Raw genomic sequence first — 25,745 nt, 5'->3', positions numbered from 1 at the left:
CCACGAAGGGGACCGGCCACAGGCCGGTCCCCTTCGTCGTGCCCGCGCCCCGGAACCACGGACGGGTGATCGTCAGTGCGGGATCCGCCGGGCCGGGCGGGTGACGACCCCGTCACGGAACTCGGCGATCATCGAGCCGACCTGGCGCATCAGGTGGGTGTCCTCGATCCGGTCCAGGCCGCGGCGATCGAGCCCGCCACGATGTCGGACGGTCCGCGGTGTGGGCCTGGGCGTGGGCGACGGCGTCGAGGAAGAGGGCGCCCTCACGGGTCGAGCGGGAGAGGGAGAACGCGCCGAGGTAGGCCCCGTCCCGTTCCAGCGCCGCGATGTTCTCCAACACCAGGGCGTGACTGACCCCGTGGTAGGCGTCCACGCCGAACCCCACCGACACCACGAACCGCTCCGCCACGTCGTCCAGGGCGGCCAGCGCCGCCACGCTGGTCAGTTCCTCGTACGACTGGTGCGGCGCGGACCCGGGGGTGACGGCGGCCAGGTCCGGGCCACCCAGTCCTGCGAGGGGAGGCCGGCGAGGGCGCTGAAGGACAGGTTCGCGAGGTGGACCTCCTTGCCCTGGTGGAGGAGGGAGAGGGCGATGGGCAGTCCGGAGTAGACGTCGAACCCGCCCCCCGCGCCGGCCACGAGGATCCGTTCGACGTTGGCCAGGCGGGCGAAGAGCGGGTTGGTGTGCAGGGCGGTCATGGCGATCATTGTGCGGGGCGAGGACACGGGGCGCCCCGGGCATTTCACGGTGGGGAGCGGGAGAGCCATGTGGAGCGGTGACGAGCTGGACCTCGGTGCGTATCTGGAGCGGATCGGATACGCGGGACCGGTGGCCGAGGACGGGGAACTCCGCCCCGACCTGCGCACGTTGTACGAAGTGCACCGGGCCCACACAGCCTCGATCCCCTTCGAGAGCCTGGACGTCCTGTTCGGCCGCCCCGTCGACCTGGAGGTCAAGGCCATCGAGGGCAAGCTCGTGCACGGCCGCCGAGGCGGTTACTGCTACGAGCAGAACTCGCTCCTGGCCGCCGCCTTGGAGCGGATCGGCTTCGAGGTGTCGGGGCGCGGTGCCCGCAACCGCACCCGGGGTGATGCCCTGCTGCCGGTGACGCACGCCGTCCTCGTCGTCACCCTCGACGGGGAGTCGTGGCTCTGCGACGCCGGATTCGGTCACCTGGGCCCGTGCGAGCCCGTTCCGCTCGGGCGGCCCGGTGTCGAGGTGCGGCAAGGAGCGTGGACGTACGCCGTCCGAGAGGAGGCGGGGGGAGTCCTGGCCCTGCGGCAGCTGCGCGGAGGCGTGTGGCGGGACCTGTACGCCTTCTCCCCGCAGCCCTACCACCCCGTTGACTACGTCGTGCTCAACCACTACAGCTCCTCGCACCCCCGCTCGGCCTTCGTGGGGCGGACCACCGTGCAGCTTCCGGGTGACGGCGTACGCCTGGCGCTCGTCGGGCTGGAGCTCACGCGGGCGCATTCCGACGGCCGCACCGAGCAGGAGCCCGTGGCCGTTGAAGACCTGACCGGCCTGCTCGACCGGGAGTTCGGTCTTCGCCTGTCGGAGCGGGACGCCGCGGAACTGGTGCGGATCCACCGCTCCGGGGACTGACCCCGACCCTGCCCGGCCCGTACGATGGCGCGGTGCTGGTCAAGTGGATTCGCTGCACGGTGACGGACCGACGCGGGTTCGAGCGCGGGCAGCGAAAATGGGCGGGGCTGCCCGGAGAACCCGGATTCCGAGGGCAGGGCGGCGGCTGGAGCAGGGGTCGGCAGGGGGTCGCGCACGTCTTCGCGTTCTGGGAGAGCCGTTCCTTCTACGACTCCTTCATGGCGCGCTCCCACGACCGGTTGGCCGCCTCCCAACACGGCACCTTCACCGACGCGCGCGTCACGCTCTTCGACCACCGCTTCGACGTGAAGACCGGCTTCGAGCCGAGGTTCACCGACGCCGACGTGGTCCGGGTGGCGCACACCCGCGTGCGCGAGGGGCGCGTGGACCACTTCGCCCTCATGCAGGAGAAGGTGTGGAACCCGGCGATGGCCGGCTCCCCGGGGATGATCCGGGGGCTGTTCGGCGAGGCCCCGGGCCGGGAGTTCCTGGTGCTGTCCATGTGGCGGGCGGCCGCCGAGCACGGCAAGTACCGGCAGGAACGCGTGGAGCGACTCTCCCTGCGCGCCCAGACCGAGGCCGATGTGGAGGCCCTCACGGGGGACGTCGTGGACCTCGAACCCGGCTGGACGGTATGACCGTACGACGACCCGCCGCCCGCAACGGCGTGCCCGTGACCTGGCCGCGCGGATGGCCGAATAGGGTCGTGGAATGGTACGACCACGGCGCATCGTCCTTGTCCGGCACGGGGAATCGGAAGGAAACGTCGACGACACGGTGTACGAGCGCGAGCCCGACCACGGCCTCCGGCTGACCTCCGCCGGCAGGACCCAGGCCGCGACCGCCGGCGAGGGGCTGCGTGAGCTGTTCGGCGACGAGCACATCAGCGCGTACGTCTCGCCCTACCGGCGCACCCTGCAGACCTTCCGCGAGCTGAAGCTGGACCCGGCGCGGGTGCGGATGCGCGAGGAGCCGCGGCTGCGCGAGCAGGACTGGGGCAACTGGCAGGACCGGGACGACGTACGGCTGCAGAAGGCGTACCGGGACGCCTACGGGCACTTCTTCTACCGCTTCGCCCAGGGAGAGTCGGGCGCCGACGTCTACGACCGGGTCGGCTCATTCTTGGAGAGCCTCTACCGCAGTTTCGAGGCCCCGGACCACCCCGAGAACGTCCTTCTTGTCACGCACGGGCTGACGATGCGGCTGTTCTGCATGCGCTGGTTCCACTGGTCGGTGTCGGAGTTCGAGGCCCTGTCCAACCCCGGGAACGGCGAATTCCGGGTCCTCATGCTGGGTCCGGACGGCCGGTACCGGATGGACCGCCCGTTTGAGCGGTGGACCACACCCGAGCCTTATGACCTGGACGGCTAGAGTGGCGCGGGATGACCGCTGACTCCGCTCCCGAAAGGCGCCGCGCACGCGCCATGTCCAGCCTCAGAGGGCTGGCTCTGGGTGACGCCCTGGGTTCCCAGTTCTTCGTCCCCGTGAACTACCCGCTGCTGAAGCGGCGCGAGCTGCCCGCCGGCAGCGAGCCGTGGCAGTGGACCGACGACACCGAGATGGCCTGCTCCGTGGTGGCCGTGCTCGCCGCCCACGGCCGTGTCGACCAGGACGCGTTGGCGCAGTCCTTCGCCGTCCACCACGACTTCGACCGCGGCTACGGTCCCGCCGTCAACCGGATGCTGAGGCTCGTCCGCGAGGGTGAGGACTGGCGCACGCTGGCCGCCGAACTCTTCAACGGGCAGGGCTCCTGGGGCAACGGCGCCGCCATGCGGATCGCCCCGCTCGGCGCCTGGTACGCGGACGACCCCGAGCAGGCCACCCACCAGGCGGAGATCTCCTCCTACACCACCCACCAGCACCGCGAGGCGGTGTGCGGGGCGATGGCCGTCGCCGCCGCGGCCGCGCTGGCGGCGGCTCCGGCCGGACCGCCGACCGCCACCGAACTCCTGGACGGGGTCATCGCCCTGGTGCCGCGCAGCGCCGTGGGCGCGGGCGTGCGCCGGGCGCGCGACATGCTCGACTACGGCGACGCGACCACCGTGGCCGCCGTACTGGGCTGTGGTCGGCGCACGAGCGCCCACGACACGGTCCCCTTCGCCCTGTGGTCGGCGGCGCGGTCCCTGGACGACTACGAGCGGGCCTTCTGGACCACCGCCCAGGTGGGCGGCGACGTGGACACCACCTGCGCGATCGTCGGCGGGGTGTTGGGAGCGCGCGGCGACCAGGTGCTGCCGCCGGAGTGGGTGGCGCGGACCGAGCCCTTCCCGGCGTGGCTGACCGAGGCAGGACGGGCGTAGCCGGGGCGCCAAACGTACGGGGCGCCAGGCGTACGGGGTCACGAGACGTACGGGGCCCGGGCCTGCGGGGCTGAACCCGCGGGCCCGGGCCTCGGCGCAGGCGCCGCCGGGCGGTGGCTCAGGCCGCCGGGCCCGCCTGCGCGGCGGCTCCGTTGAGGGCCTCCAGGTCGCTCTTGCGCACCCGGATCACCAGCAGGGCGGTGGCCAGCGAGAGGCCGGCCATGGCCACGGCGGCGATGAAGGCCGTGGAGATGCCCTGGGTGAGGACGAGGTCCCCCCAGGGGTCGGGCAACTGCCCGGTGGCCTTGAAGGTCGCCAGCTGCCCGGGGTCGGCCTGCGCCATGAACTCGGGCACCTGCTTGCCGGCCTCGGTGCGGGCGGCCGTGCCGAAGACGGTGACCAGGATGGACAGGCCGAGCGAGCCGCCGACCTGCTGGCTGGCGTTGAGCAGCCCGGAGGCCGCGCCCGCTTCCCGGGGAGCCACGCCGGAGACGGCGGTGAGGGTGAGGGTCACGAAGTTCAGCCCCATGCCGAAGCCGAACAGCAGCATCGGCCCGAGCACCCCGGAGGCGTACGAGCTGTCGGTGTGGATGAAGGTCAGCCAGGTCAGACCTGTACCGGTGAGCGCGGAGCCGACCACCATGAACGGCTTCGGGCCGAAGCGGGGCAGGAACCGCTGGGAGAGTCCGGCGGCGGTGATGATGGCGACGGTCACGGGCAGGAAGCCGAGGCCGGACTGGATCGGCGAGAAGCCCAGGACGTTCTGCACGAACTGGACGATGAAGAAGAACATCCCGAACATGGCGGCGGCCAGCCCGAGCATGATCACGTAGGTGCCCGCACGGTTGCGGTCCGCGAACATCCGCAGCGGGATGATCGGTTCCGAGGCCCGCGACTCGATCAGCACGAAGAGGGCGAGCAACAGGACGGCGGCGACGAACGAGCCAATGGTCAGCGCGTCCCGCCAGCCGTCCTCGGAGGCGCGGATGAACCCGTACACCAGGGTGGCCATGCCACCCGTGGAGGTGAGCGCGCCCGCGACGTCGAAGCGGCCGGGGTGGCGTTCGGACTCGTTGATGTAGAGCGGGGCGAGGAAGGCGATCAGCAGGCCGATCGGCACGTTCACGAAGAGGACCCAGCGCCAGTCGAGCCACTCGGTCAGCATGCCTCCGGCCAGCAGGCCGATGGCACCGCCGCCCGCCGAGACGGCGGCGAACACCCCGAACGCCTTGTTGCGTTCGGGGCCTTCGGGGAAGGTGGTCGTGATCAGGGCGAGCGAGGTGGGCGAGGCGATCGCGCCGCCGACGCCCTGGAGCGCACGCGCCGCCATCAAATGCCAGGGCTCCTGGGCGAAACCGCCGAGGAGGGACGCCAGGGTGAAGAGCAGGATGCCGGCCATGAAGACGCGGCGCCGGCCCAGGATGTCGCCCGCCCGACCGCCGAGCAGCAGCAGGCCGCCGAAGGTGAGGGTGTAGGCGCTGAGCACCCAGGAGAGGTCGGTCGTGGAGAAGGAGAGCGCGGTCTGGATGTGCGGGAGCGCGATGTTCACGATGGTGGCGTCGAGGACGACCATCAACTGGCAGGCGGCGATGACGGCGAGCGCCACACCCGGGCGACCGGGCCGTCGGGCGGCTCCCGATATCCGAGGAGCGGCGATTTGGACGCTTGTCACTGTGGATCCCCCCGAAGTGAAATAGTGAACGCAATCGTTCACTGCGGGACCAAGGTAGGAGCACCCGCCGAGGGGACGCAAGCGTTCACTGGGGGCTGAAAATATGTGCTGGGTACGTGCGGGCCGGTCGGAGGTGGCGGCATGACGGGTTCTCGCTGGCCGCAGGGGGCGGCTCCGGTGCGCAGACGGGGGCCCGCGCTCGAACGGGCGATTTTGGACGCGGCTCTGGAGCAGCTCGGCACCGTCGGCTGGAACGCCCTGACGATGGAGGGTGTCGCGGCGGGCGCGCGGACGGGGAAGGCCGCGCTCTACCGGCGCTGGTCGTCCAAGGCGGACCTTGTCGCGGAGGTGCTGAGCGAGGGGCTTCCGCCACTGGGTGAGATCGCGGATCACGGATCGGTACGCGAGGACCTCTACCGGCTGTGCGTCCGGATGCGGGACGTGATGCGCTCACCGGCCGGCGAGGCCCTGAGTGCGGTCCTTCACGAATGCGATCCGACGCACGCGTACCGGTTCCGCGAGGTCATCCGGGACGGGCTGCACGGGCCCGCGCAGCTGCTGATCCGGACCTTGGTGGACCGTGGGATGGAACGGGGTGACGTCCGCCCGGATGCCACGAACGAGATGATCACGGACGTGATACCGGCCCTGTTCATGTACCGAGCGAAGGTGTGCGGCAGCGAATGGCTCGACGGTGAGATCGCCGAGATGATCGACAGCCTGATGGTGCCGATGCTCCGGATGTGAACGGCCGGTGCGGGTGCCCGGTCCCGGCCCGGGGTGTGCAGGCGGCCCGCGGCGGCGTACCCTTGCTGGCGCCATGCCGTACGAAGCACCCACTCACGCCGTCGAGCGCTCCCTCCGCGCCACCACCGGCGCCAAGATCATCGCCGGGGTCGACGAAGTCGGCCGAGGAGCCTGGGCCGGTCCCGTCACCGTGTGCGCGGCCGTCACCGGTCTGCGCCGACCGCCCCCGGGACTCACCGACTCCAAACTGCTCACCCCGAAGCGACGCGACGCACTGCTCGACGTCCTTGAGGACTGGGTGACCGCGCACGCCCTCGGGCACGCGTCCCCGGAGGAGATCGACGAGCTCGGGATGACGGCGGCCCTGCGGCTCGCGGCGGGGCGGGCGCTGGAGGCCCTTCCGGTCCGGCCCGACGCGGTGATCCTCGACGGCAAGCACGACTACCTCGGCTCGCCCTGGCGGGTTCGTACGGTGATCAAGGGAGACCAGTCCTGCGTCGCCGTCGCCGCCGCCTCGGTGATCGCCAAGGTCCGGCGCGACCGGATGATGGCCGAACTGGGCCACCCCGACGAGGGCCTGCAGCCGTTCGCCTTCGCCGCCAACGCCGGCTACCCCTCGCCCGTACACCGGGCGGCGCTGGAGGAGCGGGGGCCCACGGCGTACCACCGGCTCTCGTGGTCGTACCTCGACGCGCTGCCCAGGTGGCGCCACTTGAAGAAAGTGCGCCGCAGCGAGGAAGCGACGGAACTGGAAAACGGAGGCCAACTCGGCTTCGATTTCTGATCGCACCCACGTGCCACCCACCGGTACGTTTCGTACCGGTGTTTGATAGATGTCAACTCACGCCTCTCACCCCCGCCATCGAGGAGCCTCAGATTCACGAGAGTGCCCAGGGTCCCCGCGTCACGCCGGCCGCGAGCCGCACCGCGCAGACCCCCCGCCCCGTACCTGGTCCGCGTTCCGCCGCCGTACCCCGGCCCGGACGCCCCGGTCCCCGGCCCGTTCCGCCCGCGCAGCGCGCGGCGCAGCCCGCCCCCGGACCCGTTCCCGCAACTCCCACCACGCCGTCCGTCTCGGCGGCGGTACCCAAGGTCCAGCTGATCCCCGCGTCCGCCGAGGGCGCGCTGGACGCGGCCGAAGAGGCCGTGGACCTGCTGCTCGACACCGGGCGCACGCCCGGCGAGATCCTGGTGCTCACCACCGGCGACCCGCACCCGTGGGCCGCCCACGAGCTGTCCTTCGGCGAGGCCTCCTACTGGGCCCAGCACGAGGCCGGGGACGACGTCTTCTACGCGGACGCGGCGCAGGTGCAGCGTGCCGCCACTCGCCCCGTCGTGGTCTTCGCGGCCAACGGCGGACCGGCGGGCACCACCGCGACCGCGCTGCCGGTCGCGCTCACGCGTGCCGGTGCGTTGCTGATCGTGTGCGGTGACGCGGAAGAGATCAACTCCGTGCTGGGCGCGAACGTCTGACGTTCCGTCGACCACGCGGCGCGGGCCGGGGCGGGGCCGGGATCCGGCCCCGCCGAAGCCCGTGCCCTGGCGAGCTGTATGCGTTCCGGGTGTTCGACCGGATCAGCGCGCCGCCGTACGGCGCCACGCCTCGGTTCCGCTGCCGCCGGTGCGCAGGGTCAGCGGTGAGAGTTCGGTCGCTGTCGCGCCCAGCGGTTCGGGCCGGGAGGTCGCATCGGGCCGCCGGCCCCCGCGTCCCTCACCGAGGACCTGCCAGCCGCTCCGGGTCAGGGTGATGTAGGCGCCGCACCGCAGGCCGTGCAGGGTGCAGGCGTCGCGCAGTCCCCACATCCAGGCACCGTCCTCCTCCGTCCACCGCTCGTCCCCGTCGCGGCAGTACAACAGCACCGCGGTGCGGACGGGAGTGCGTCGGCGCAGGTCGTGCGGGATGATCCGGCGCAGCGCAGACAGGAGGGCGTTGCGGTAGTCCCAGCCGTCGGCCGTGGGCGACCGTTGCACGAAGGAAGCGCTGGCGACCAGGCGTTCCTCCGGACCGAGGACGGCGACCACCGCGGTGGAGATCACCGGTGCGTGTCGGGAGTGCAGGCCGCTCACCACCTCGCGCGGGTTGCGCAGCAGGGGGATGCCGGCCGCCGTCCACTCGGCCGGTTCGAGCAGTCGGCCGTGCCGGCTGGCGGCGCCGGTGGCCATGGTCAGGGACGTGGTCGGGGCCGGGGCGAATCCGAAGGTCACGGTCCTCCCTTCGGGTACGCGCCCGCTGGCGGGCACGGCTGGGATGTGGGCGCGCCGCAGCACGGCCCTGGAGGGTGCCGACGAGCCGAGTGGGAACTCTTCAGATTCTCGCGTGGCCCGCGCGGGTGGGGCAATGAGCATTTGAAGCCGCGGACCGGAATTCGCCGGTATGCCGTTCATATCCTTGCCCCTTCCCGACGGAGATGACGCATCGGCGTTCGCCGGAGCGCGAGTAGCAGCGGAAACACACCCCTTCGCGTTCGGGTGATGCGCCGACGCCTGCCTGCCCGGGGCGGCGCGGATGCCCGCCCGTTTCCGGCGCCGTCCGGCACGGGGCCGAGAGGCCTTTCACGATCTCGGCCGGGCGCGCTGTGCAGAGGCCCCTCGGATCGCGCCCCAGGTTCGCCGTCGCGGCTGGTGGCACGGACAAGGCCTGGTGGAGCCCCCGCGCTCCGTCCGGCGCGTGGTGGATGCGTGGGGAGCCAGGGGCAGGGCCCGGGTCTCCGTCGGGGTCGCCGTCGGCCGTGCGGGGCCGGTGGACGCTTCGCGAGTGAAGTGTCACGCGGGGTGGATTGGCCGATTGTCCTTGGCATCGGGTTGCATGGGGGGATGGACAACCTGGAGCTCCGCACCGAAGCCGACGCCATCCTCGCCGAGCTCGTCGGCGACCCGGGGGGTTCGGCGCGGCTGCGGGAGGACCAGTGGCAGGCGGTGTCGGCTCTGGTGGAGGAGCGCCGCCGCGCCCTGGTGGTGCAGCGCACCGGCTGGGGCAAGTCGGCGGTGTACTTCGTCGCGACCGCGCTGCTGCGCCGACGGGGCTCCGGCCCCACCGTGATCGTCTCGCCGCTGCTGGCGCTGATGCGCAACCAGGTCGAGGCGGCGGCGCGGGCCGGGATCAGGGCGCGCACCATCAACTCGGCCAACCCCGAGGAGTGGGACGCCATCTACGAGGAGGTCGAGCGCGGCGAGACCGACGTTCTCCTCGTCAGCCCGGAACGCCTCAATTCCGTCGATTTCCGTGAGCAGATGCTGCCCAAGCTGGCGGCCACGACCGGCCTGCTGGTGGTCGACGAGGCGCATTGCATCTCCGACTGGGGTCACGACTTCCGGCCCGACTACCGCCGACTGCGGGCGATGCTCGCCGAGCTCGCCCCCGGTGTGCCGGTACTGGCGACCACCGCGACCGCCAACGCGCGCGTCACCGCAGACGTCGCCGACCAGCTGGGCACGGGCGGTGGGGGCGCTCTGGTCCTACGGGGGCCGCTGGACCGGGAGAGCCTGCGTCTGGGTGTGTTGCGGCTGCCGGACGCGGCGCACCGCCTGGCGTGGCTGGGGGAGCGCCTCGGGGATCTGCAGGGATCGGGGATCATCTACACCCTGACGGTGGCGGCGGCGGAGGAGGTCGCGGCGTACCTGCGACAGCGTGGGTACCCGGTGGCCTCCTACACGGGCAAGACGGAGAACGCCGACCGGTTGCGGGCGGAGGAGGACCTGCTGGCGAACCGGGTGAAGGCGCTGGTGGCGACCTCGGCACTGGGGATGGGTTTCGACAAGCCGGACCTGGGCTTCGTGGTCCACATGGGATCGCCCTCGTCGCCGATCGCCTACTACCAGCAGGTGGGACGTGCGGGCCGCGGTGTGGACCACGCGGACGTGCTGTTGCTGCCGGGGCCCGAGGACGAGGCGATCTGGGCCTATTTCGCTTCGGTGGGCTTCCCGCCCGAGGAGCAGGTGCGGCGCACGCTGGCCGCTCTGGAACAGGCCGGCCGCCCGCTGTCGCTGCCCGCCCTGGAACCTTTGGTGGACCTTCGGCGCTCGCGGCTGGAGACGATGCTGAAGGTCCTGGACGTGGATGGGGCGGTCAAGCGCGTCAAGGGGGGCTGGACCGCCACGGGCGAGCCGTGGGCCTACGACGCGGAGCGGTACGCGTGGGTGGCCCGGCAGCGACAGGCCGAGCAGCAGGCGATGCGGGACTACGTGGCGACCACGGGGTGCCGGATGGAGTTCCTGCAGCGCCAGCTCGACGACGAGAAGGCGGTCCCTTGCGGCCGCTGTGACTCCTGCGTCGGGCCTTGGTGGGACCCCGCCGTCTCGGACGCCGCCCTCGCGGGTGCGGCGGGTGAGCTGGAGCGCCCGGGCGTCGAGGTGGAGCCGCGCAAGATGTGGCCCACGGGGATGCCCGCGGTCGGGGTCGACCTCAAGGGTCGGATCCCGGACGGGCAGCAGGCGGCCACCGGGCGCGCGCTGGGAAGGTTGTCGGACATCGGCTGGGGCAACCGCCTGCGTCCGCTGCTGGCGGAGCAGGCCGGGGACGGGCCGGTCCCCGACGACGTGCTGGCGGCGGTCGTGACGGTGGTGGCCGACTGGGCGCGCTCGCCGGGTGGCTGGGCCTCCGCCGGCCCCGAAGCGGTGGCGCGGCCGGTGGGGATCGTCGCCATGCCCTCCCGTACGCGCCCGCGCTTGGTGGGCTCCTTGGCCGAGGGCGTGGCCCGGGTCGGCAGGCTCCCGTTGCTGGGCGCCCTGGCCTACACCGAACAGGCAGGCGAGTACGCGGCGCACCGCAGCAACTCCGCGCAGCGGCTGCGCGCTCTGGCCGCCTCGTTCACCGTGTCCGACGAGCTGGCCGCCGCCCTGGCCGCCAACCCGGGCCCGGTCCTGCTCGTCGACGACTACACCGAGTCCGGTTGGACCCTGGCCGTGGGCGCACGCCTGTTGCGGCGGAGCGGAGCCGACCGGGTACTCCCGTTGGTCCTCGCCCTGGGCGGATAGCGCGCGTCGTCGGAGCCTCCCGGTGGGCCGTGTGGCACGCGCCGCGAGGCTCCGTTCGTCGTGGCCCGCCCCACGGAACCTCACCGTGGGGCCGCCTGACCATGCGTCGGGAGTGGGGGCGGGGAGTGTGTCGGCTGGATCGCCCGTGCGTCGGGCGGGTGTGGAGACGATCGATGACCTCAGGTGTGCGTCCATGCCTCCATGTGACCTGACGGCTCTGACATTTGGCCACTGACGGTCCGAACCTGTGGATAACTCCTGTCGGATGATATGCACGGACTTCGCCCGAGTTATCCACAGGGGTTTCGGTATCGGAGGGATCACGGGACCGTCGTGGCATGACGACGAACCACGAACCACGCACTCCGTCCGAGCGACCGTCCGTCAGCCCCTCCGGAGCCTGCGACGAACAACCTCGGATCACCCTGCGCAGCCCGGCCGAACTGGCCGACGCGCTGCCCTACATGCTCGGCTTCCACCCGACCGACTCCCTCGTCATGGTCGCCGTCCACGGCGAGGGCGGTCGCTTCGGGGGCCGCCTGAGGGTCGGCATTCCCTCCGCCCCCGCCGAATGGGAGGACACCGCCAGTCAGGTGGCCGCCTGCCTGGTCCGCGGCAGCGAACGGCGCGGAGGCAAGCCCGAGGGCATCGTCGTCTTCCTCTGCCAGGACCCGGGTGAAGGCGACAGCGCGCAGCGGGTCATGACCCGCCTGCGGCCGTTCGCCCAACGGCTGCGGCTCGCCTGCGGGTCCCTGGACGTACCCGTGCTGGAGGCCCTGTGCCTTTCGGGCGGCCGGTGGTGGTCCTACACCTGCAACGACGCGGACTGCTGCCCGGCCGAGGGCAGGCCGCTCACCCGTCCCGGCACGTCGGTGATGGCCGCGACGGCCACCTTCGCGGGCCTTCAGGTCCGGGGATCCCTGAAGGAGATCGAGAACCGACTGACCCCGTTGCGCGATGACCGGGCGGTCGAGCAGGAAGAGGCCCTGGACCGGGCGGCGGTGGCGCTGGTCCCGAAGATCCTCGACGGGGCGACCCGTCAGGAGGTGGGCGCCGAGACCCTGGGCCTGGCGAGGACCCTCATGCGACGCCTGACCCTCGCCCACCCCGTCGAGGGCGGGCTCCGAGCCGACGACCTGGACGACTCCCTGCTCGGTCACGACGAGGCCGCCGCCGTGATCCTCGGGCTCCAGGACCGGGAGATCCGGGACGTCGCCGCCGAATGGATGGAGGACGAGGAGGTCGCCCCGGCCCTACGGCTCTGGAGGGCACTGGCCCGGCGCTGCGTCGGGGCGTACGGGGAGCACGCCGCGGCTCCCCTCACCCTCGCCGGCTGGGTCTCGTGGTCCGCCGGGGACGAACCGACCGCCAGGATCGCCCTCGGGTTGGCCCTGCGGGCCGACGCCGACTACCGCTTCGCCCAGCTGCTCCACCAGGCCTGCAACGAGGGCATCGGCCCCGAGGGGCTGAGGGAGTGCCTCCGTGAGGAACGCAAGCGCCGGGAACCCCGCGCACCTCGCAGGAAGCGGTCCGCCGCTCCTACCCGCCCGCCCGGCCGCCGCTCCGGGCCGCGCGGTCGCACGCGCCGCCGCGCCGACGGGAGCGGTCGATGAGTCCCCGCACGGCCCCGCACCGGAACTCCCGCGGATGCGCGGTGGTGCGGCGGCTGCGCGGTGCGGCGGACGCGGTCCGACGCCGTCCGGGCGGCGGCCGCTGCGGGCAGCCACCCATCGGGCCCGTGACCCGAGCGGGGGCGCGGGCGTTCAGCTGGGGGGTGGCAGGAGCCCGGCCGCGCCGCCGCCCAGCCGAACCGGCCGGAGCGCAGACAAGGCGGCACATGGCTTCCTCCGTACCCGACACCGAACAGACCGCGACCGTCTTCCGTGTTGCCTCGGGACCGCTCCACGAGGCACCCGGTCAGCCACCCGGAGGACTCCCGCCGCACCCGCCAGGGGGAGCCGACCCAGAGTCCGTCGCCCTCGCCGAACTGTGGGCCGGGGCGACGTCGGCGCCGGAACCCTGGGCGGGTTCGCGCACGGCACCCGGGCCGCCGCCGGGGCAGGGGCCCGGACCGGCGGTGGCCGCGGCCCGCGGACCGGGCGCCGCAGGCGGGCCCACGGGACCGGGCAGCCGTACACGGGCGGCCCGCCCCGCGCCCGACCAGGTGCGCCGGGCCGAACTGCCCCCGGTACACGGCGCCGTCATCTGCGTGGCCGCGCCCTGTCTGGCCATCTCGCCCGAGCACGGCCAACTGACCGGCCGGGGGATCGAAGGGATCTACCGCGCGGGGCGGCGACTCCTGGCGCGCTGTGTCCTGAGGGTCGCCGGACGAGACCCGGTCTCCGTGCAGGGCCGCAGCCTCGGCGCGGACCTCGCCGTCTTCACCGCCACCGTCCGCACCGGCGCCGATCCCGGACCCGATCCCGACGTCGGCGTGGAGCGGACCCGCCACGCCGACGGCACCGAACGCATCACCCTGCGCAACTTCGCTCCCCGCCCCCTGCGCCTGCCGGTGGAGCTCTTCCTCGGCACCGACCTGGCCGAGCTGGCAGCGGTCGCCGCGGGCCGCGCCGGGCCCGAACTCGCCGCCGGAGTACACGCGGGCGGGCTGCGGTGGACCACGGGGGACGCCCAGGCCGTCACCACGGCCGAGCCGTCCCCCGACGACGCCCTCGCCTCGGCCGGACTACTGCGCTGGGAACTCGAACTGGGCCCGGGGGAGTCCCGCACCATCGAGCTGCGGACCACGCGGGACCGCGCCGCACGGGCCCCCGTAGGGCAGGTCGCCAGCCCCCTCGCCCCCGCCCGCGCCGAGGGCGACGACCCCAGGGCCGAGGCATGGTTCCGAACCAGCCTCGACGACCTCCGGGCCCTGCTCCTGCGGGACCCCGTGCAGCCCGGCGATGCCTTCGCGGCGGCCGGAGTGCCGTGGAGGCTCGGCCTGGCCCCGGCGGAGTCCCTGTGGGCCGCGCGGATGGCGCTTCCGCTCGGCACCGGGCTGGCCGCCGCCACGCTGCGGACCCTGGCCCGCAGCCAGCTTCCCGGAGGCGGGCCCGACGCGGGGATGATCCCCGGGCCGCTGCGCGCCGCCGGACCCCAGCTGCCGCCCGGTTGCACCGGCACCGAAGCCACCCTCGGCTTTCCGGCGGTGCTGGCCGAGGCCCGGCGGTGGGGGCTGCCCCAGGAGGAGGTGGCCCGACTGCTGCCCGCCGCGGAACGTTGCCTGGACTGGCTGCGCGGGGCCCTGGGGCAGGACGGCTTCCTGGCCGATCCCGATCCGGGGCCCCGCCGCTGCGAGACCCAGGCCCACGCCCATCGGGCCGCGCTGCTCGGCGCCGACCTGCTCGCCGGATGCGGGCGCCCCGGAGCCGAGGAGTGGCGGGAGTGGGCGGCCGCGCTGCGCGAGCGGTTCCGGGCACGCTTCTGGATCGACGGACCGGACGGGGGTCGTCCCGCCGCCGCCCTGCACCCGGACGGCCGGCCGTTGACCCGGCTGACGGGAGCCGCCGCGCACCTCCTCGACACCGGCCTCCTCGGTGCGGGCCGGCTCGCGCCGGGCCTGCTCGACCGCATCCACACCGAACAGCTGGCCCGGCTCTTGGGAGCCCCGGCGATGGACTCCGGGTGGGGCCTGCGGAGCATGGCGGCCCGGGAACCGGGACACAACCCCTTCGGGCACCGTTCGGGGGCGGTCCGAGCCCACGAGAGCGCCGTCGCGGTGGCCGGCCTGGCCCAAGCCGGTTTCGAGAAGGAGGCCACGGGCCTGCTGCGGGGCCTGCTCGACGCCGCCGAGACCTTCGGATACCGGCTGCCGGAGATGTACGCGGCCGAGCAGCGCACCGCCGGGAGCGCCCCTCTGCCGCATCCGGCGGCCTGCCGCCCGGCTGCCGTCGCCGCTGCCGCGGGGATCCACGCGCTCACCGCCCTCGCCGGCATCCGCCCGGACGCCCCGGCGGGCACTGTCGCGGTGAACCCGCCTGCGGGCACTCCGCTGGGGGCCCTGCGACTCTCGGGGCTGAGGGTCGCCGAGGAGCCGTTCACCGTCCGGATCAGCCGCCTCGGCATCGGAATGGTGGAGGAGGCCGGCGATGCGCTCCAACTGGGCTGACGGGGGACGTCCGACGGTTCGGGCCCGGGCGGCGGCGAAGATGGTGACTGGGTTCCAGATCACCGTCGGCGGGATCACCAAAGCCCTGTTTATCGTCAGGCAGACGACTATGATCGCGGCATGTCGCCCTACGACCCGTCGGCCTTCCCGCCCTTCGCCGTCACCGTCGACCTGGTCGTGCTCACCGTGCGGCGTCACGCGCTCTGCGCGCTGGTCGTACGCCGAGGGGAGCAGCCCTTCCAGGGACGCTGGGCCCTGCCCGGTGGCTTCGTACGCGAGGACGAGGACCTGGCGGGAGCCGCGGCCCGGGAACTCTCCGAGGAGACCGGGCTGTGCGCGCTCGACCCGGCCGCCCCCGGCGTGGACAACGGCGCACACCTCGAACAGCTCGCCACCTACGGGGATCCGCAGCGGGATCCCCGGATGCGGGTGGTCAGCGTGGCCCACCTGGTCCTCGCCCCGGACCTGCCGGCCCCCCGCGCGGGCGGTGATGCGAACGGCGCCCGCTGGGCTCCCGTCGACGAACTGCTCGACGGGCCCGACCAAACCTCGGTCGGCTTGGCCTTCGACCACGAGCGGATCCTGGCCGACGGAGTCGAGCGGGCCCGCTCGAAGATCGAGTACTCCTCCCTGGCCACCGCCTTCTGCCCGCCGGAATTCACGGTCGGCGAGCTGCGCCGGGTGTACGAGGCCCTCTGGGGCGTGGCGCTCGATCCGCGCAACTTCCACCGCAAGGTCACCGGGACTCCCGGATTCCTGGTGCCCGCCGGTGGCACGACGACCCGTCAGGGCGGCAGGCCCGCCCAGCTGTTCCGTGCCGGCGGGGCGACCCTCCTCAACCCGCCGATGCTGCGGCCCGAAGTCTGAGCGGCGCGGGGCGGCGGAGCGGCCGGGCGCGGGGCCGTTCCTGTTCCGGCCTCGTGAAACGGGAGGGGCGCCACCCCGAGTCGGTTACGCAGAAAATCGGACATATCGCGTTATCTTTCTTGCGGTACTCATTTTGCCGCAGAGCGGTCTCACTCCCCGCGAGAGAAGCGATGCTCCAGGCCATCGGACTCACCAGCACACCCCGTCGAGGTCTCCCGCCCTTCGTGGACGACCTCACCTTCGAGGCACGTCAGGGCTGCGTGACCGCCCTGCTCGGCGAGCCGGGATCGGGCAAGACCACCGCGCTGCGGCTCATGCTCGAACTCGAACCGGGCCGCGGCGTCACCTACTTCCGCGGCCGGCCGCTGCACCGGATCCCCCATCCGGGTCGAGAGGTCGGCGTCCTTCTCGGGGACGTCCCGGGGCACCCCTCCCGTACCGTCCGCAGCCAACTGCGGATGCTCTGCGCCGCCGCCGGGGTACCGGCCTCCCGCGCGGACACCATGTTGGAGATCGTCGGCATCGGCGGCCTGCGCGACCAGAGGCTCGGTTCGCTTTCCGCCGGCATGGACCGCCGGGTCGGGCTGGCCGCGGCCCTCCTCGCCGATCCCTGCACGCTGATCCTCGACCAGCCCACCTCGGGCCTCGCCCCCCGTGAACGCGCCTGGATGCACGCACTGCTGCGCGGCCACGCGTCCCTCGGCGGCGCGGTGCTGTTCACCACCGACGATGCCAAGGAGGCTGCCCGCAGCGCGGACCGGGTCGTCTCCCTCGCGGCGGGCCGGCTCCTCGCCGACCAGGATGCCGCCGACTTCGCCCGTACCCGCCTGCGACCGCGCGTCGCCGTGCGCACCCCGCACGCAGCCCGGCTGGCAGACGTTCTCGGCCGCGAGGCCCGGGCCGACCGGCGCACCGTCGAGGTCGTCGAGGAGAGCGGCAGCCGCCTGTCGGTGTACGGCAGTAGCTGCGCCGAGGTCGGGGAAGCCGCCTTCCGCAACGGGGTACTGGTCCACCAGCTCGCCGACGAGACCGGCGATGCCGGAGCCCCGGTGCCGCCCGTGCCGGGGGCCCGGACCGGCGCCACCGGGGCCGCGCGCGCGGAACTGCGGATCGAGGCCGGAGCCCAGGTGCGCGGCGGAGCCGGAGGAGGTCGCCGCCCTGCGGACAACGGGACGCACACCGCCCCGCAGTCGGTCATCGACTCCGCGCCATCGGCCGTGACCCGGCCCGAAGTGGGGAGCGAAGCCTTCCCCGGCCCCGCCCGGGGCCCGGCTTCGGGTCTGCCGCCGATGGCCACGGCCTGCGCCGCCCTCGCCGCGGCCCCCGCCCCCGTCCCCGCCACCGCTCCGGTCGACGCAACCCCGGGTGACGTGCCGGAGACCGGTGCGCGCGACGGCGCCGGCCGCACGCCCCGACATGCCCGGTCGGGCCGGCTCGTCTCGTCGGTGCGCCGCCCCACCGGACCGCTGCGCCCGCTGAGGTACGAACTGCGCCGCGTCTTCGGCACGCTCACCCCCCTGCTCACGGCCGCCGTCGTCGCCGTCGTCTCCGCCGTCACCGCCCTGCTCCTCGCCCGGTTCGGGCACACCCCGCAGAACCGGATCCTCGCCGCCTGGCCCGAGCTGCTGCCCCTGCCGCCCGCCGCCCTCGGCGCCGGCCTGCTCGGAGCCCTGGCCTTCGGGGAGGAGTACCGCTACCCCGCGCTCGCCGCCGACCGGGGTACCGTCCCGCGCCGGTTGGGGCTCCTCGCCGCCAAGCTCGGGGTGTGCGCCGCCCTCGCCCTGGCTCTCGGAGCCGTCGCCGTCGTCGTCGACGCCGCCGCCCTGAGGACGGTGTTCGGTCCCGCCGTGCCGAGTACCCCCGAGGAATGGTTGTCCCCGGCCGCGAGTTGGGCCGGTCTCCTCGTCGGCTCGGCCTGGGCCGGAGTGCTCGCCTCCGGGATCTTCCGCTCGACCTCGGCCGGCCTGGCGGCGGTGCTCGCCGTACCGGTGATGGTCGTACCGCTGGTCCGCAAGGTGTCGGAGGGGCCGTCCGCGTATCCGGTGGACGGATTCGTCGACCGGCTGCGCGCACTGGCATGGGCGCAGTGGCCTCCGGTGGCGGACCGAGTGGTGTTGGGCGCCCTCCGGACGGTTGCCCAACCCGTCGGCGTCGCCCTGCTGTTGTCGCTGATGGTCCTGTTGTGCGCCTATGGGTTCACAGGACTGCGCACCCGAGTCCGTTGGTGATCGTTGAGGTGCGGGAGACGACACTGCAGGGATCACGGAAGTCCGTAGACGTCCGCATCAGGCGAAATCACACGACGCGGATCGCAACTCCCCGCAAAACGCCCGGTTCTTTACGATAAGTCGTCAATTGCGTAGGTGGCACCGATCACCCTTTCGTGTGCTTTTCACCAAAGACCTCAAGGGTCGTGGAGGCACGGCCGACAAAGGATTCGTGAGTACCCTTGCGCACACCATGATGACCGCCGCCCGCCATGCCGACACCGGCCTCGCCGGCCCGGGCGAACTCGACCGTTACCCCTACGCGGATTCCCCCGGGGCCGAGCGCGTCGGACCGCCCCACTGGAACGGCGCCGACGTCGAGTTGAGCCGCGTCGGCCGCCGCGCCGCCGGCAGCCGCGGCCGCGGTCTGCACGGCCAACTCGTCCAGCAGCTCGGCCAGATGATCGTTTCCGGTGACCTCGGCGCGGACCGGCCGCTGGTGCCCGAGGAGATCGGCCAGCGTTTCGAGGTCTCCCGCACCGTCGTCCGCGAATCGCTGCGCGTGCTGGAGGCCAAGGGCCTCGTCAGCGCCCGCCCCAATGTGGGCACCCGGGTCCGTCCGGTCGCCGACTGGAACCTGCTCGACCCCGACATCATCGAGTGGCGCGCGTTCGGTCCGCAGCGCGACGACCAGCGCCGCGAGCTCAACGAGCTCCGCTGGACCATCGAGCCGCTCGCCGCCCGTCTCGCCGCGGGCCACGGCCGTCCCGACGTCCAGCAGCGGCTCTCCGACATGGTCGAGATCATGGGGCACGCCCTCGGGCAGGGAGACGCGATCACCTTCGCGCGCGCGGACAACGAGTTCCACGCCCTCCTGATCCAGGTCGCCGCCAACCGGATGCTGGAGCACCTCTCCGGCATCGTCTCCTCCGCCCTCCAGGTCTCGGGTCATCCCGTCACCGCCTGCGACCGTCCGAGCGAAACCTGTGTCGCCCACCACGCACGGATGGTCGAGGCGCTGGCCGCCGGCGACGCTGTCGGCGCCGAGAACGCCATGCGCCAGCTTCTGACGGTGCATCCGGAGGTCGAGCGCGTGGTCCCCGCCCCGCGCGAGCACTGACGGGTCCACGCGCGGGCGCGCGGGGGTGCACCACCGGTCGCCGGGCCCGTTTCGGGTCCGGCGACACCGGCGTCCGGGGGCTTTTCGCGACCCCCGAATCCGCACGTACGACCGCAAGGCGGGCATGGGTGCGAATCGGGTGTGACTCGGGCCACGAAGATTGGGCGTAACGCTCCGCGACGTCACGCGATGACCTAAGAGGTGATGGCCGACGGAGGGAAGACAGCAGCCCTTGGGGATGCTGTGCAGCTCCCCGGCCCCTGCCCGCGCCCCCGGCCCATTCCCAGTCGGTGGTCGTCGGCTCCGGTCCAGCACCAGGCCGGGGTCGGAAGCCCTTCCCATCGTTCCGAGAGGTTGTTCGTGTCGGCCAGCACATCCCGTACGCTCCCGTCGGAGATCGCCGATTCCGAGTCTGTGATGGCGCTCATCGAGCGGGGAAAGGCCGAGGGGCAGATCGCCGGCGATGACGTGCGTCGGGCCTTCGAGGCTGACCAGATTCCTGCGACCCAGTGGAAGAATGTTCTGCGCAGCCTCAACCAGATCCTCGAGGAAGAGGGTGTGACGCTGATGGTCAGTGCCGCGGAGTCGCCCAAGCGCACCGCCCCCCGCAAGAGCGTCGCGGCGAAGAGCCCCGCCAAGCGGACGGCGACCAAGACCGTCGCGGCGACGACGGCGCCTCCGGCCGTGACCGGTGCCACCGCCGATGCCGCGGCCATCGACCCCGAGTCCACCGTCGCCCTCGGCGCGGAGACCGCGTCCGAACCGCCCGCGAAGAAGGCGGCCGCGAAGAAAGCCACGGCGAAGAAGGCCGCCCCCGCCAAGAAGACGGCCGGGAAGAAGACGGCGGCCAAGAAGACCGCCGCCAAGAAGGACGCGGACGGCGGCGAGGAAGCCTCCGACGAGGCCCCCGAGGCGGCGAAGGCCGAGGCCGACGAGGAAGAGGAGGGCGGGGAGAACAAGGGCTTCGTCATCTCCGACGACGAGGACGACGCTCCCGCCCAGCAGGTCGTGGTGGCCGGCGCCACCGCCGACCCCGTCAAGGACTACCTCAAGCAGATCGGCAAGGTGCCGCTCCTCAACGCCGAGCAGGAGGTCGAGCTCGCCAAGCGCATCGAGGCGGGCCTGTTCGCCGAGGACAAGCTGGCGAACTCCGACAAGCTGGCACCCAAGCTCAAGCGCGAGCTGGAGATCATCGCCGAGGACGGGCGCCGCGCCAAGAACCACCTCCTGGAGGCCAACCTCCGCCTCGTGGTCTCCCTGGCCAAGCGCTACACCGGCCGCGGCATGCTCTTCCTGGACCTGATCCAGGAGGGCAACCTGGGTCTGATCCGCGCGGTCGAGAAGTTCGACTACACCAAGGGCTACAAGTTCTCCACGTACGCCACCTGGTGGATCCGGCAGGCGATCACCCGCGCCATGGCCGACCAGGCCCGCACCATCCGCATCCCGGTGCACATGGTCGAAGTGATCAACAAGCTCGCCCGCGTGCAGCGCCAGATGCTCCAGGACCTGGGCCGCGAGCCCACCCCGGAGGAGCTGGCCAAGGAACTCGACATGACCCCCGAGAAGGTCATCGAGGTCCAGAAGTACGGTCGCGAACCGATCTCCCTGCACACCCCGCTCGGCGAGGACGGCGACAGCGAGTTCGGCGACCTCATCGAGGACTCCGAGGCGGTCGTCCCGGCCGACGCCGTCAGCTTCACGCTCCTGCAGGAGCAGCTGCACTCCGTGCTCGACACCCTCAGTGAGCGCGAGGCGGGCGTGGTATCGATGCGGTTCGGCCTCACGGACGGCCAGCCCAAGACGCTGGACGAGATCGGCAAGGTCTACGGGGTCACCCGTGAGCGCATCCGCCAGATCGAGTCCAAGACCATGTCGAAGCTGCGCCACCCCTCGCGGTCCCAGGTTCTGCGCGACTACCTCGACTGACCTGCGCCGAACGGGCCCGACCAGGGCCGATCGAGGTCGGCCGGTCCGGGCCCGGACCGGCTCTCCCGACGACGTACGCCGGTGGTCGCGCGGGTGCGCACGGCCACCGGGCATCCCACTCTGGGTGGAGTCATGTACACCCGGAGTCAGGAGGCCTCATGCGTCGTCCCCTTGCCCGCGCCCTGGCGGGCGCGCTCACCCTGGTGGCGGGAGCGGCTGCGGCGCCGCTGGCCCAAGCCCCCAAGGCGGCCGCGGACAGCATCGTCATAGGCGGGCAGCCGGCGAAGGTGGGCGACAGCCCGTGGGTCGTGGCCCTCGCCAGCCGTGACCGGTTCGGAGGTACCCGCGACGGCCAGTTCTGCGGCGGCGTCCTCGTCGCCCCGACCACGGTGGTCACGGCGGCCCACTGCCTGGGCCGCCAGGTCCTCGGCGGCCCCGTCGAATCCGTCGCCGACTTCCGGGTGATCACGGGCCGTACGGAACTCCGCGCGACCGACGGTAGGGAGATCGCGGTGCGCGCGGCCCGGGTGAACCCCGACTACGACCCCGGCACCAACGCCGGGGACCTGGCCGTGCTCACGCTGGCCGAGGCCGTACCCGCGGACCATGTGCTCCCCATGGCGGGCGCCGCGGACTCGGCCTACGCCGCGGGCGGCGAGGCGACCGTGTACGGCTGGGGCGATACGAGCGGGTTCGGTGACTACGCGTACGGGCTGCGGGCCGCGCGCGTGACGGTTCTGGACGACGACTCCTGCCGGCGGGCGTACCCGGGGGACTCGGACGGCCGCTACCTGGCGGACTCCATGGTGTGCGCGGGCGACCGGGACGGCGGGAAGGACGCCTGCCAGGGCGACAGCGGAGGCCCGCTGGTGGCCCGGGGCAGGCTCATCGGGCTGGTGTCCTGGGGGCGCGGCTGCGGCCGCGCCGACAGCCCGGGCGTGTACACCCGGGTCGCTCCGCTCATCGACTTCGTGAGCGGCTCCCAGACGGCCTCGCGCGGGGGCGGGGTCTAGGACGTCACGCGGGGTGCCCGGAGGGGCTCCAGGCACCCCGTACGGCCCGGTAAGGGTGGCGGGGGATGGAGGGGGGGTGGGGGAGCGGCTTGAACGGCTCCGCCCGCCCCTGTGCAGCAGGGCCGCGCCGGTGCGGGGCGCTCATAACGGTTCCGGGCATGAGGACGGGCGGCGTCCCTGGGTCTCAGGGATACCGCCCGTCGACCGGCCTGGCCGGTCCTGGCTCGTCGGATGCGAGGTGCAGGCCTTGTGTCAGCGGTCCTCGGTATCGGCCGCGCTCGCGGCCGGAGCGGACGTAAGCCGCTCGGTCTCATCCTGTATTTCCGCGGCGATCTTCTTGAGTTCCGGCTCGAACTTACGCCCGTGGTGGGCGCAGAAGAGCAGTTCACCACCGCTCAGGAGGACGACGCGCAGATATGCCTGGGCGCCGCAGCGGTCGCATCGGTCAGCGGCCGTCAGCGGGGTCGCGGGTGTCAGAACAGTAGTCACGTCGCCTCTTCTCTAGCTCGACGAGCTGTCGTACCAGGGTCAACATCCAACCAGGCCGAAAACGTTCCCGCTCGCGGCTTTTCCTCGAAACTTCCTTCCGAAGCTGGCCGGCTGCTGCCGGTTGGCGGCGAAGGAGCCGTATTGCGTTGCTTTACGGTTTCGCGTTGTCAGTCGTTGCGCTTGTAGCAGTTCGCATCCCCCCGGCGTGAGTGCCGGTTGTTCATGAGGACGTGCCCGAACACTAAATGGTTCATGCGTCGAAGGGAACGTGATGTTTGCTTCACCCTGACGGGGGATCGAACATCCGTGCGGACCTGGACTAGGCTGAGGAGCGCGCGAGGGTGGCGTTGCATCGGCTCTACCAGGCCTCGGTACCCTCGGACCGGCAACCGAGCCACCCCTGAGCCCGACCGGGCCAGAAAAGAAATTCAGCGAGGAGCGAACTGCGTGACCGCCGACAAGTCCGTGCCTTCCAGCGCGCTGCTGTCCGGAGCAGACCGGGACGGGTCCAACTACACCGCGCGGCACCTGCTCGTCCTCGAAGGCCTAGAGGCCGTTCGCAAGCGCCCCGGCATGTATATCGGGTCCACCGACAGCCGGGGCCTGCAGCACTGCCTGTGGGAGATCATCGACAATTCCGTCGACGAGGCCCTGGGCGGCTACTGCGACCACATCGAGGTGATCCTCCACGAGGACGCCTCCGTGGAGGTTCGGGACAACGGCCGCGGCATCCCCGTGGACGTGGAGCCCAAGACCGGCATGTCCGGGGTCGAGGTCGTCATGACCAAGCTGCACGCCGGCGGCAAGTTCGGCGGTGGCTCCTACGCCGCCTCCGGCGGCCTCCACGGCGTCGGCGCCTCCGTGGTGAACGCCCTGTCCGCCCGCCTCGACGTCGAGGTCGACCGGAACAGCTCCACGCACGCCGTCAGCTTCCGCCGCGGCGTCCCGGGACACTTCACCGAGCAGGGCGACGAGAGCCCCTTCGACCCCGCCGGCGGCCTGCGCAAGGTCAAGCGGATCGCCAAGGGCAAGACCGGCACCCGGATCCGCTACTGGGCCGACCGCCAGATCTTCCTCAAGGAAGCCCGGCTGAACCTGGACACCCTCTACCAGCGGGCCCGCCAGACCGCCTTCCTCGTACCCGGTCTGACCATCGTGGTCCGCGACGAGCGGGCCCTGGAGGGGGCCGGCAAGACCGAGGAGACCTTCCGCTTCGACGGGGGCATCGGCGAGTTCTGCGACTACCTCGCCCAGGACAAGGCCGTCTGCGACGTCCTGCGCCTGACCGGCTCCGGCACCTTCAAGGAGACCGTCCCGGTCCTCGACGACCGCGGCCACATGACGCCCACCGAGGTCACCCGCGAGCTGGGCGTGGACATCGCCCTGCGCTGGGGCACGGGGTACGAGACCAACCTCAAGTCCTTCGTCAACATCATCGCCACCCCCAAGGGAGGCACGCACGTCTCCGGCTTCGAGCGTTCGGTCGCCAAGACGGTGAACGAAGTGCTCCGCTCGGCGAAGATGCTGCGCGTGGCCGAGGACGACGTGGTCAAGGACGACGCGATGGAGGGCATGACGGCCGTCGTCACGGTCCGCTTGGCCGAACCTCAGTTCGAAGGCCAGACCAAGGAGGTGCTCGGCACCTCGGCGGCGACCCGGATCGTCTCGGCGGTCGTGGCCAAGGAGCTGAAGGCCTTCCTGACCTCGACGAAGCGCGACGACAAGCAGCAGGCCCGCGCGGTGATGGAGAAGGTCGTCGCGGCCGCCCGGACCCGGATCGCGGCGCGTCAGCACAAGGATGCCCAGCGTCGCAAGACCGCGCTGGAATCCTCCTCGCTGCCGGCCAAGCTGGCGGACTGCCGCAGTGACGACGTGGAGCGCAGCGAGCTCTTCATCGTCGAGGGGGACTCGGCCCTCGGTACGGCCAAGCTTGCGCGGAACTCGGAGTTCCAGGCGCTCCTGCCGATCCGCGGCAAGATCCTCAACGTCCAGAAGTCCTCGGTCTCGGACATGCTCAAGAACACCGAGTGCGGCGCGATCATCCAGGTCATAGGAGCCGGTTCCGGTCGCACCTTCGACCTCGACGCCGCCCGCTACGGCAAGATCGTCCTGCTCGTCGACGCCGACGTGGACGGCGCGCACATCCGCTGCCTGCTGCTGACGCTCTTCCAGCGCTACATGCGCCCGATGGTCGAGGCCGGCCGGGTGTTCGCCGCGGTGCCGCCGCTGCACCGGATCGAGCTGGTCCAGCCGAAGAAGGGCCAGGACAAGTACGTCTACACGTACTCGGACAACGAGCTGCGCCAGACCCTGCTGGAGTACCAGCGCAAGAACGTCCGCTACAAGGACGCCATCCAGCGCTACAAGGGCCTCGGCGAGATGGACGCGGACCAGCTCGCGGAGACCACCATGGATCCCCGCTTCCGCACCCTGCGCCGGATCAACATCGGCGACCTGGACTCGGCCGAGCAGGTTTTCGACCTGCTCATGGGCAACGAGGTGGCTCCCCGCAAGGAGTTCATCACCAGCTCGGCGGCGACCTTGGACCGTTCGCGCATCGACGCCTGATCCGGCGGGGCCCGACGCGAGCGCGGTACCGGCCGGAGGCGGTCGGTACCGCGAGAGCCCGTTCTCGCCCCTCAAACACGGATGTCCGTCATTTCCTCACCTGTATGAGTGAAGAGCACCGGGACAACCATTCCGAAATCGCCCA

General features: G+C 72.2%; 21 protein-coding genes. 16 read left to right on the top strand and 5 right to left on the bottom strand.

Annotation, left to right across the window (positions count from 1 at the left end; translation table 11 throughout):
• Nucleotides 1-112: 112 nt before the first annotated feature.
• Nucleotides 113-436, bottom strand: a complete 324-nt coding sequence (locus tag ACIOD1_RS17060) for a hypothetical protein (RefSeq protein ID WP_401902987.1) — start codon at nucleotides 434-436, stop codon at nucleotides 113-115.
• A gap of 5 nt (nucleotides 437-441) precedes the next feature.
• A complete protein-coding gene (locus tag ACIOD1_RS17055; protein WP_401902985.1) occupies nucleotides 442-699 on the bottom strand; it encodes a hypothetical protein in 258 nt (85 codons plus the stop codon).
• Between ACIOD1_RS17055 and ACIOD1_RS17050 the strand changes: the two genes are divergently transcribed.
• The 4 genes from ACIOD1_RS17050 (at nucleotide 698) to ACIOD1_RS17035 (ending at nucleotide 3,906) form a co-directional block, all read left to right on the top strand.
• On the top strand, nucleotides 698-1,606 hold the full coding sequence (locus tag ACIOD1_RS17050) for an arylamine N-acetyltransferase (protein ID WP_401902982.1): 909 nt from the start codon (nucleotides 698-700) through the stop codon (nucleotides 1,604-1,606). The genes ACIOD1_RS17055 and ACIOD1_RS17050 overlap by 2 nt on opposite strands.
• A 32-nt stretch (nucleotides 1,607-1,638) precedes the next feature.
• The gene (locus ACIOD1_RS17045) at nucleotides 1,639-2,244 is read left to right on the top strand and encodes a YdbC family protein (RefSeq protein ID WP_365616325.1); all 606 of its coding nucleotides are present in this window, start codon (nucleotides 1,639-1,641) and stop codon (nucleotides 2,242-2,244) included.
• A gap of 73 nt (nucleotides 2,245-2,317) precedes the next feature.
• The gene (locus tag ACIOD1_RS17040) at nucleotides 2,318-2,977 is read left to right on the top strand and encodes a histidine phosphatase family protein (protein ID WP_365616327.1); all 660 of its coding nucleotides are present in this window, start codon (nucleotides 2,318-2,320) and stop codon (nucleotides 2,975-2,977) included.
• An 11-nt stretch (nucleotides 2,978-2,988) separates the two neighbouring features.
• A complete protein-coding gene (locus ACIOD1_RS17035) occupies nucleotides 2,989-3,906 on the top strand; it encodes an ADP-ribosylglycohydrolase family protein (RefSeq protein ID WP_401902979.1) in 918 nt (305 codons plus the stop codon).
• A gap of 118 nt (nucleotides 3,907-4,024) precedes the next feature.
• On the opposite strand, the gene ACIOD1_RS17030 is transcribed toward ACIOD1_RS17035, so the two are convergent.
• Nucleotides 4,025-5,578, bottom strand: coding sequence for an MFS transporter (locus ACIOD1_RS17030; protein WP_401902977.1), 1,554 nt, complete (start codon nucleotides 5,576-5,578; stop codon nucleotides 4,025-4,027).
• Nucleotides 5,579-5,719: 141 nt separating this feature from the next.
• Here ACIOD1_RS17030 and ACIOD1_RS17025 point away from each other — a divergent pair, with 141 nt between their 5' ends.
• The 3 genes from ACIOD1_RS17025 (at nucleotide 5,720) to ACIOD1_RS17015 (ending at nucleotide 7,798) form a co-directional block, all read left to right on the top strand.
• Nucleotides 5,720-6,325, top strand: coding sequence for a TetR/AcrR family transcriptional regulator (locus tag ACIOD1_RS17025; RefSeq protein ID WP_401902974.1), 606 nt, complete (start codon nucleotides 5,720-5,722; stop codon nucleotides 6,323-6,325).
• A gap of 73 nt (nucleotides 6,326-6,398) precedes the next feature.
• Nucleotides 6,399-7,109, top strand: a complete 711-nt coding sequence (locus tag ACIOD1_RS17020; RefSeq protein ID WP_365616334.1) for a ribonuclease HII — start codon at nucleotides 6,399-6,401, stop codon at nucleotides 7,107-7,109.
• 38 nt (nucleotides 7,110-7,147) lie between these two features.
• Nucleotides 7,148-7,798 carry a hypothetical protein gene (locus ACIOD1_RS17015; RefSeq protein WP_365616336.1) on the top strand — a complete coding sequence of 217 codons (651 nt, stop codon included), beginning with the start codon at nucleotides 7,148-7,150 and terminating at the stop codon, nucleotides 7,796-7,798.
• Nucleotides 7,799-7,900: 102 nt separating this feature from the next.
• Here the strand turns inward: ACIOD1_RS17015 and ACIOD1_RS17010 are convergent, their stop codons facing one another.
• The gene (locus ACIOD1_RS17010) at nucleotides 7,901-8,530 is read right to left on the bottom strand and encodes a hypothetical protein (protein ID WP_365616337.1); all 630 of its coding nucleotides are present in this window, start codon (nucleotides 8,528-8,530) and stop codon (nucleotides 7,901-7,903) included.
• Between the two features lie 609 nt (nucleotides 8,531-9,139).
• Between ACIOD1_RS17010 and ACIOD1_RS17005 the strand changes: the two genes are divergently transcribed.
• From ACIOD1_RS17005 to ACIOD1_RS16970, 8 genes are all read left to right on the top strand, one after another.
• Nucleotides 9,140-11,299: a RecQ family ATP-dependent DNA helicase gene (locus ACIOD1_RS17005; protein ID WP_401902971.1), complete on the top strand. Its 2,160-nt coding sequence runs from the start codon at nucleotides 9,140-9,142 to the stop codon at nucleotides 11,297-11,299.
• A gap of 338 nt (nucleotides 11,300-11,637) precedes the next feature.
• Entirely contained in the window at nucleotides 11,638-12,912 is a 1,275-nt protein-coding gene (locus ACIOD1_RS17000; protein ID WP_401902968.1) for a DUF4192 domain-containing protein, read from the top strand.
• Nucleotides 12,913-13,376: 464 nt separating this feature from the next.
• Nucleotides 13,377-15,407 (top strand): glycogen debranching N-terminal domain-containing protein, encoded by a 2,031-nt coding sequence (locus ACIOD1_RS16995; RefSeq protein ID WP_401902966.1) that lies wholly within the window; start codon nucleotides 13,377-13,379, stop codon nucleotides 15,405-15,407.
• 120 nt (nucleotides 15,408-15,527) lie between these two features.
• Nucleotides 15,528-16,274, top strand: coding sequence for an NUDIX domain-containing protein (locus ACIOD1_RS16990; RefSeq protein ID WP_365616345.1), 747 nt, complete (start codon nucleotides 15,528-15,530; stop codon nucleotides 16,272-16,274).
• A gap of 170 nt (nucleotides 16,275-16,444) precedes the next feature.
• On the top strand, nucleotides 16,445-18,502 hold the full coding sequence (locus ACIOD1_RS16985; RefSeq protein ID WP_401902964.1) for an ATP-binding cassette domain-containing protein: 2,058 nt from the start codon (nucleotides 16,445-16,447) through the stop codon (nucleotides 18,500-18,502).
• A 157-nt stretch (nucleotides 18,503-18,659) separates the two neighbouring features.
• On the top strand, nucleotides 18,660-19,601 hold the full coding sequence (locus ACIOD1_RS16980; protein ID WP_401902963.1) for a FadR/GntR family transcriptional regulator: 942 nt from the start codon (nucleotides 18,660-18,662) through the stop codon (nucleotides 19,599-19,601).
• A gap of 360 nt (nucleotides 19,602-19,961) precedes the next feature.
• Nucleotides 19,962-21,530 (top strand): RNA polymerase sigma factor, encoded by a 1,569-nt coding sequence (locus ACIOD1_RS16975; protein ID WP_401902961.1) that lies wholly within the window; start codon nucleotides 19,962-19,964, stop codon nucleotides 21,528-21,530.
• Between the two features lie 158 nt (nucleotides 21,531-21,688).
• Nucleotides 21,689-22,543: a serine protease gene (locus ACIOD1_RS16970; RefSeq protein WP_365616353.1), complete on the top strand. Its 855-nt coding sequence runs from the start codon at nucleotides 21,689-21,691 to the stop codon at nucleotides 22,541-22,543.
• Nucleotides 22,544-22,795: 252 nt separating this feature from the next.
• On the opposite strand, the gene ACIOD1_RS16965 is transcribed toward ACIOD1_RS16970, so the two are convergent.
• Nucleotides 22,796-23,032, bottom strand: a complete 237-nt coding sequence (locus tag ACIOD1_RS16965; RefSeq protein ID WP_267032258.1) for a hypothetical protein — start codon at nucleotides 23,030-23,032, stop codon at nucleotides 22,796-22,798.
• Nucleotides 23,033-23,479: 447 nt separating this feature from the next.
• On the opposite strand from ACIOD1_RS16965, the gene ACIOD1_RS16960 reads away from it, so the two are divergent.
• Nucleotides 23,480-25,600: a DNA topoisomerase IV subunit B gene (locus tag ACIOD1_RS16960; protein WP_365616355.1), complete on the top strand. Its 2,121-nt coding sequence runs from the start codon at nucleotides 23,480-23,482 to the stop codon at nucleotides 25,598-25,600.
• Nucleotides 25,601-25,745: the final 145 nt, after the last annotated feature.

Source organism: Streptomyces sp. NPDC088097 (assembly GCF_044741845.1).
Lineage (GTDB): Bacteria > Actinomycetota > Actinomycetes > Streptomycetales > Streptomycetaceae > Streptomyces.
This window is presented reverse-complemented; position numbering and strand designations above follow the sequence as displayed.

Coding starts and splice junctions, on each gene's coding strand:
- ACIOD1_RS17050 (WP_401902982.1), top strand. CDS start 698: ATGGCGATCATTGTGCGGGGCGAGGACACGGGGCGCCCCGGGCATTTC.
- ACIOD1_RS17055 (WP_401902985.1), bottom strand. CDS start 699: ATGACCGCCCTGCACACCAACCCGCTCTTCGCCCGCCTGGCCAACGTC.
- ACIOD1_RS17040 (WP_365616327.1), top strand. CDS start 2,318: ATGGTACGACCACGGCGCATCGTCCTTGTCCGGCACGGGGAATCGGAA.
- ACIOD1_RS17035 (WP_401902979.1), top strand. CDS start 2,989: ATGACCGCTGACTCCGCTCCCGAAAGGCGCCGCGCACGCGCCATGTCC.
- ACIOD1_RS17025 (WP_401902974.1), top strand. CDS start 5,720: ATGACGGGTTCTCGCTGGCCGCAGGGGGCGGCTCCGGTGCGCAGACGG.
- ACIOD1_RS17020 (WP_365616334.1), top strand. CDS start 6,399: ATGCCGTACGAAGCACCCACTCACGCCGTCGAGCGCTCCCTCCGCGCC.
- ACIOD1_RS17005 (WP_401902971.1), top strand. CDS start 9,140: ATGGACAACCTGGAGCTCCGCACCGAAGCCGACGCCATCCTCGCCGAG.
- ACIOD1_RS17000 (WP_401902968.1), top strand. CDS start 11,638: ATGACGACGAACCACGAACCACGCACTCCGTCCGAGCGACCGTCCGTC.
- ACIOD1_RS16990 (WP_365616345.1), top strand. CDS start 15,528: ATGTCGCCCTACGACCCGTCGGCCTTCCCGCCCTTCGCCGTCACCGTC.
- ACIOD1_RS16985 (WP_401902964.1), top strand. CDS start 16,445: ATGCTCCAGGCCATCGGACTCACCAGCACACCCCGTCGAGGTCTCCCG.
- ACIOD1_RS16970 (WP_365616353.1), top strand. CDS start 21,689: ATGCGTCGTCCCCTTGCCCGCGCCCTGGCGGGCGCGCTCACCCTGGTG.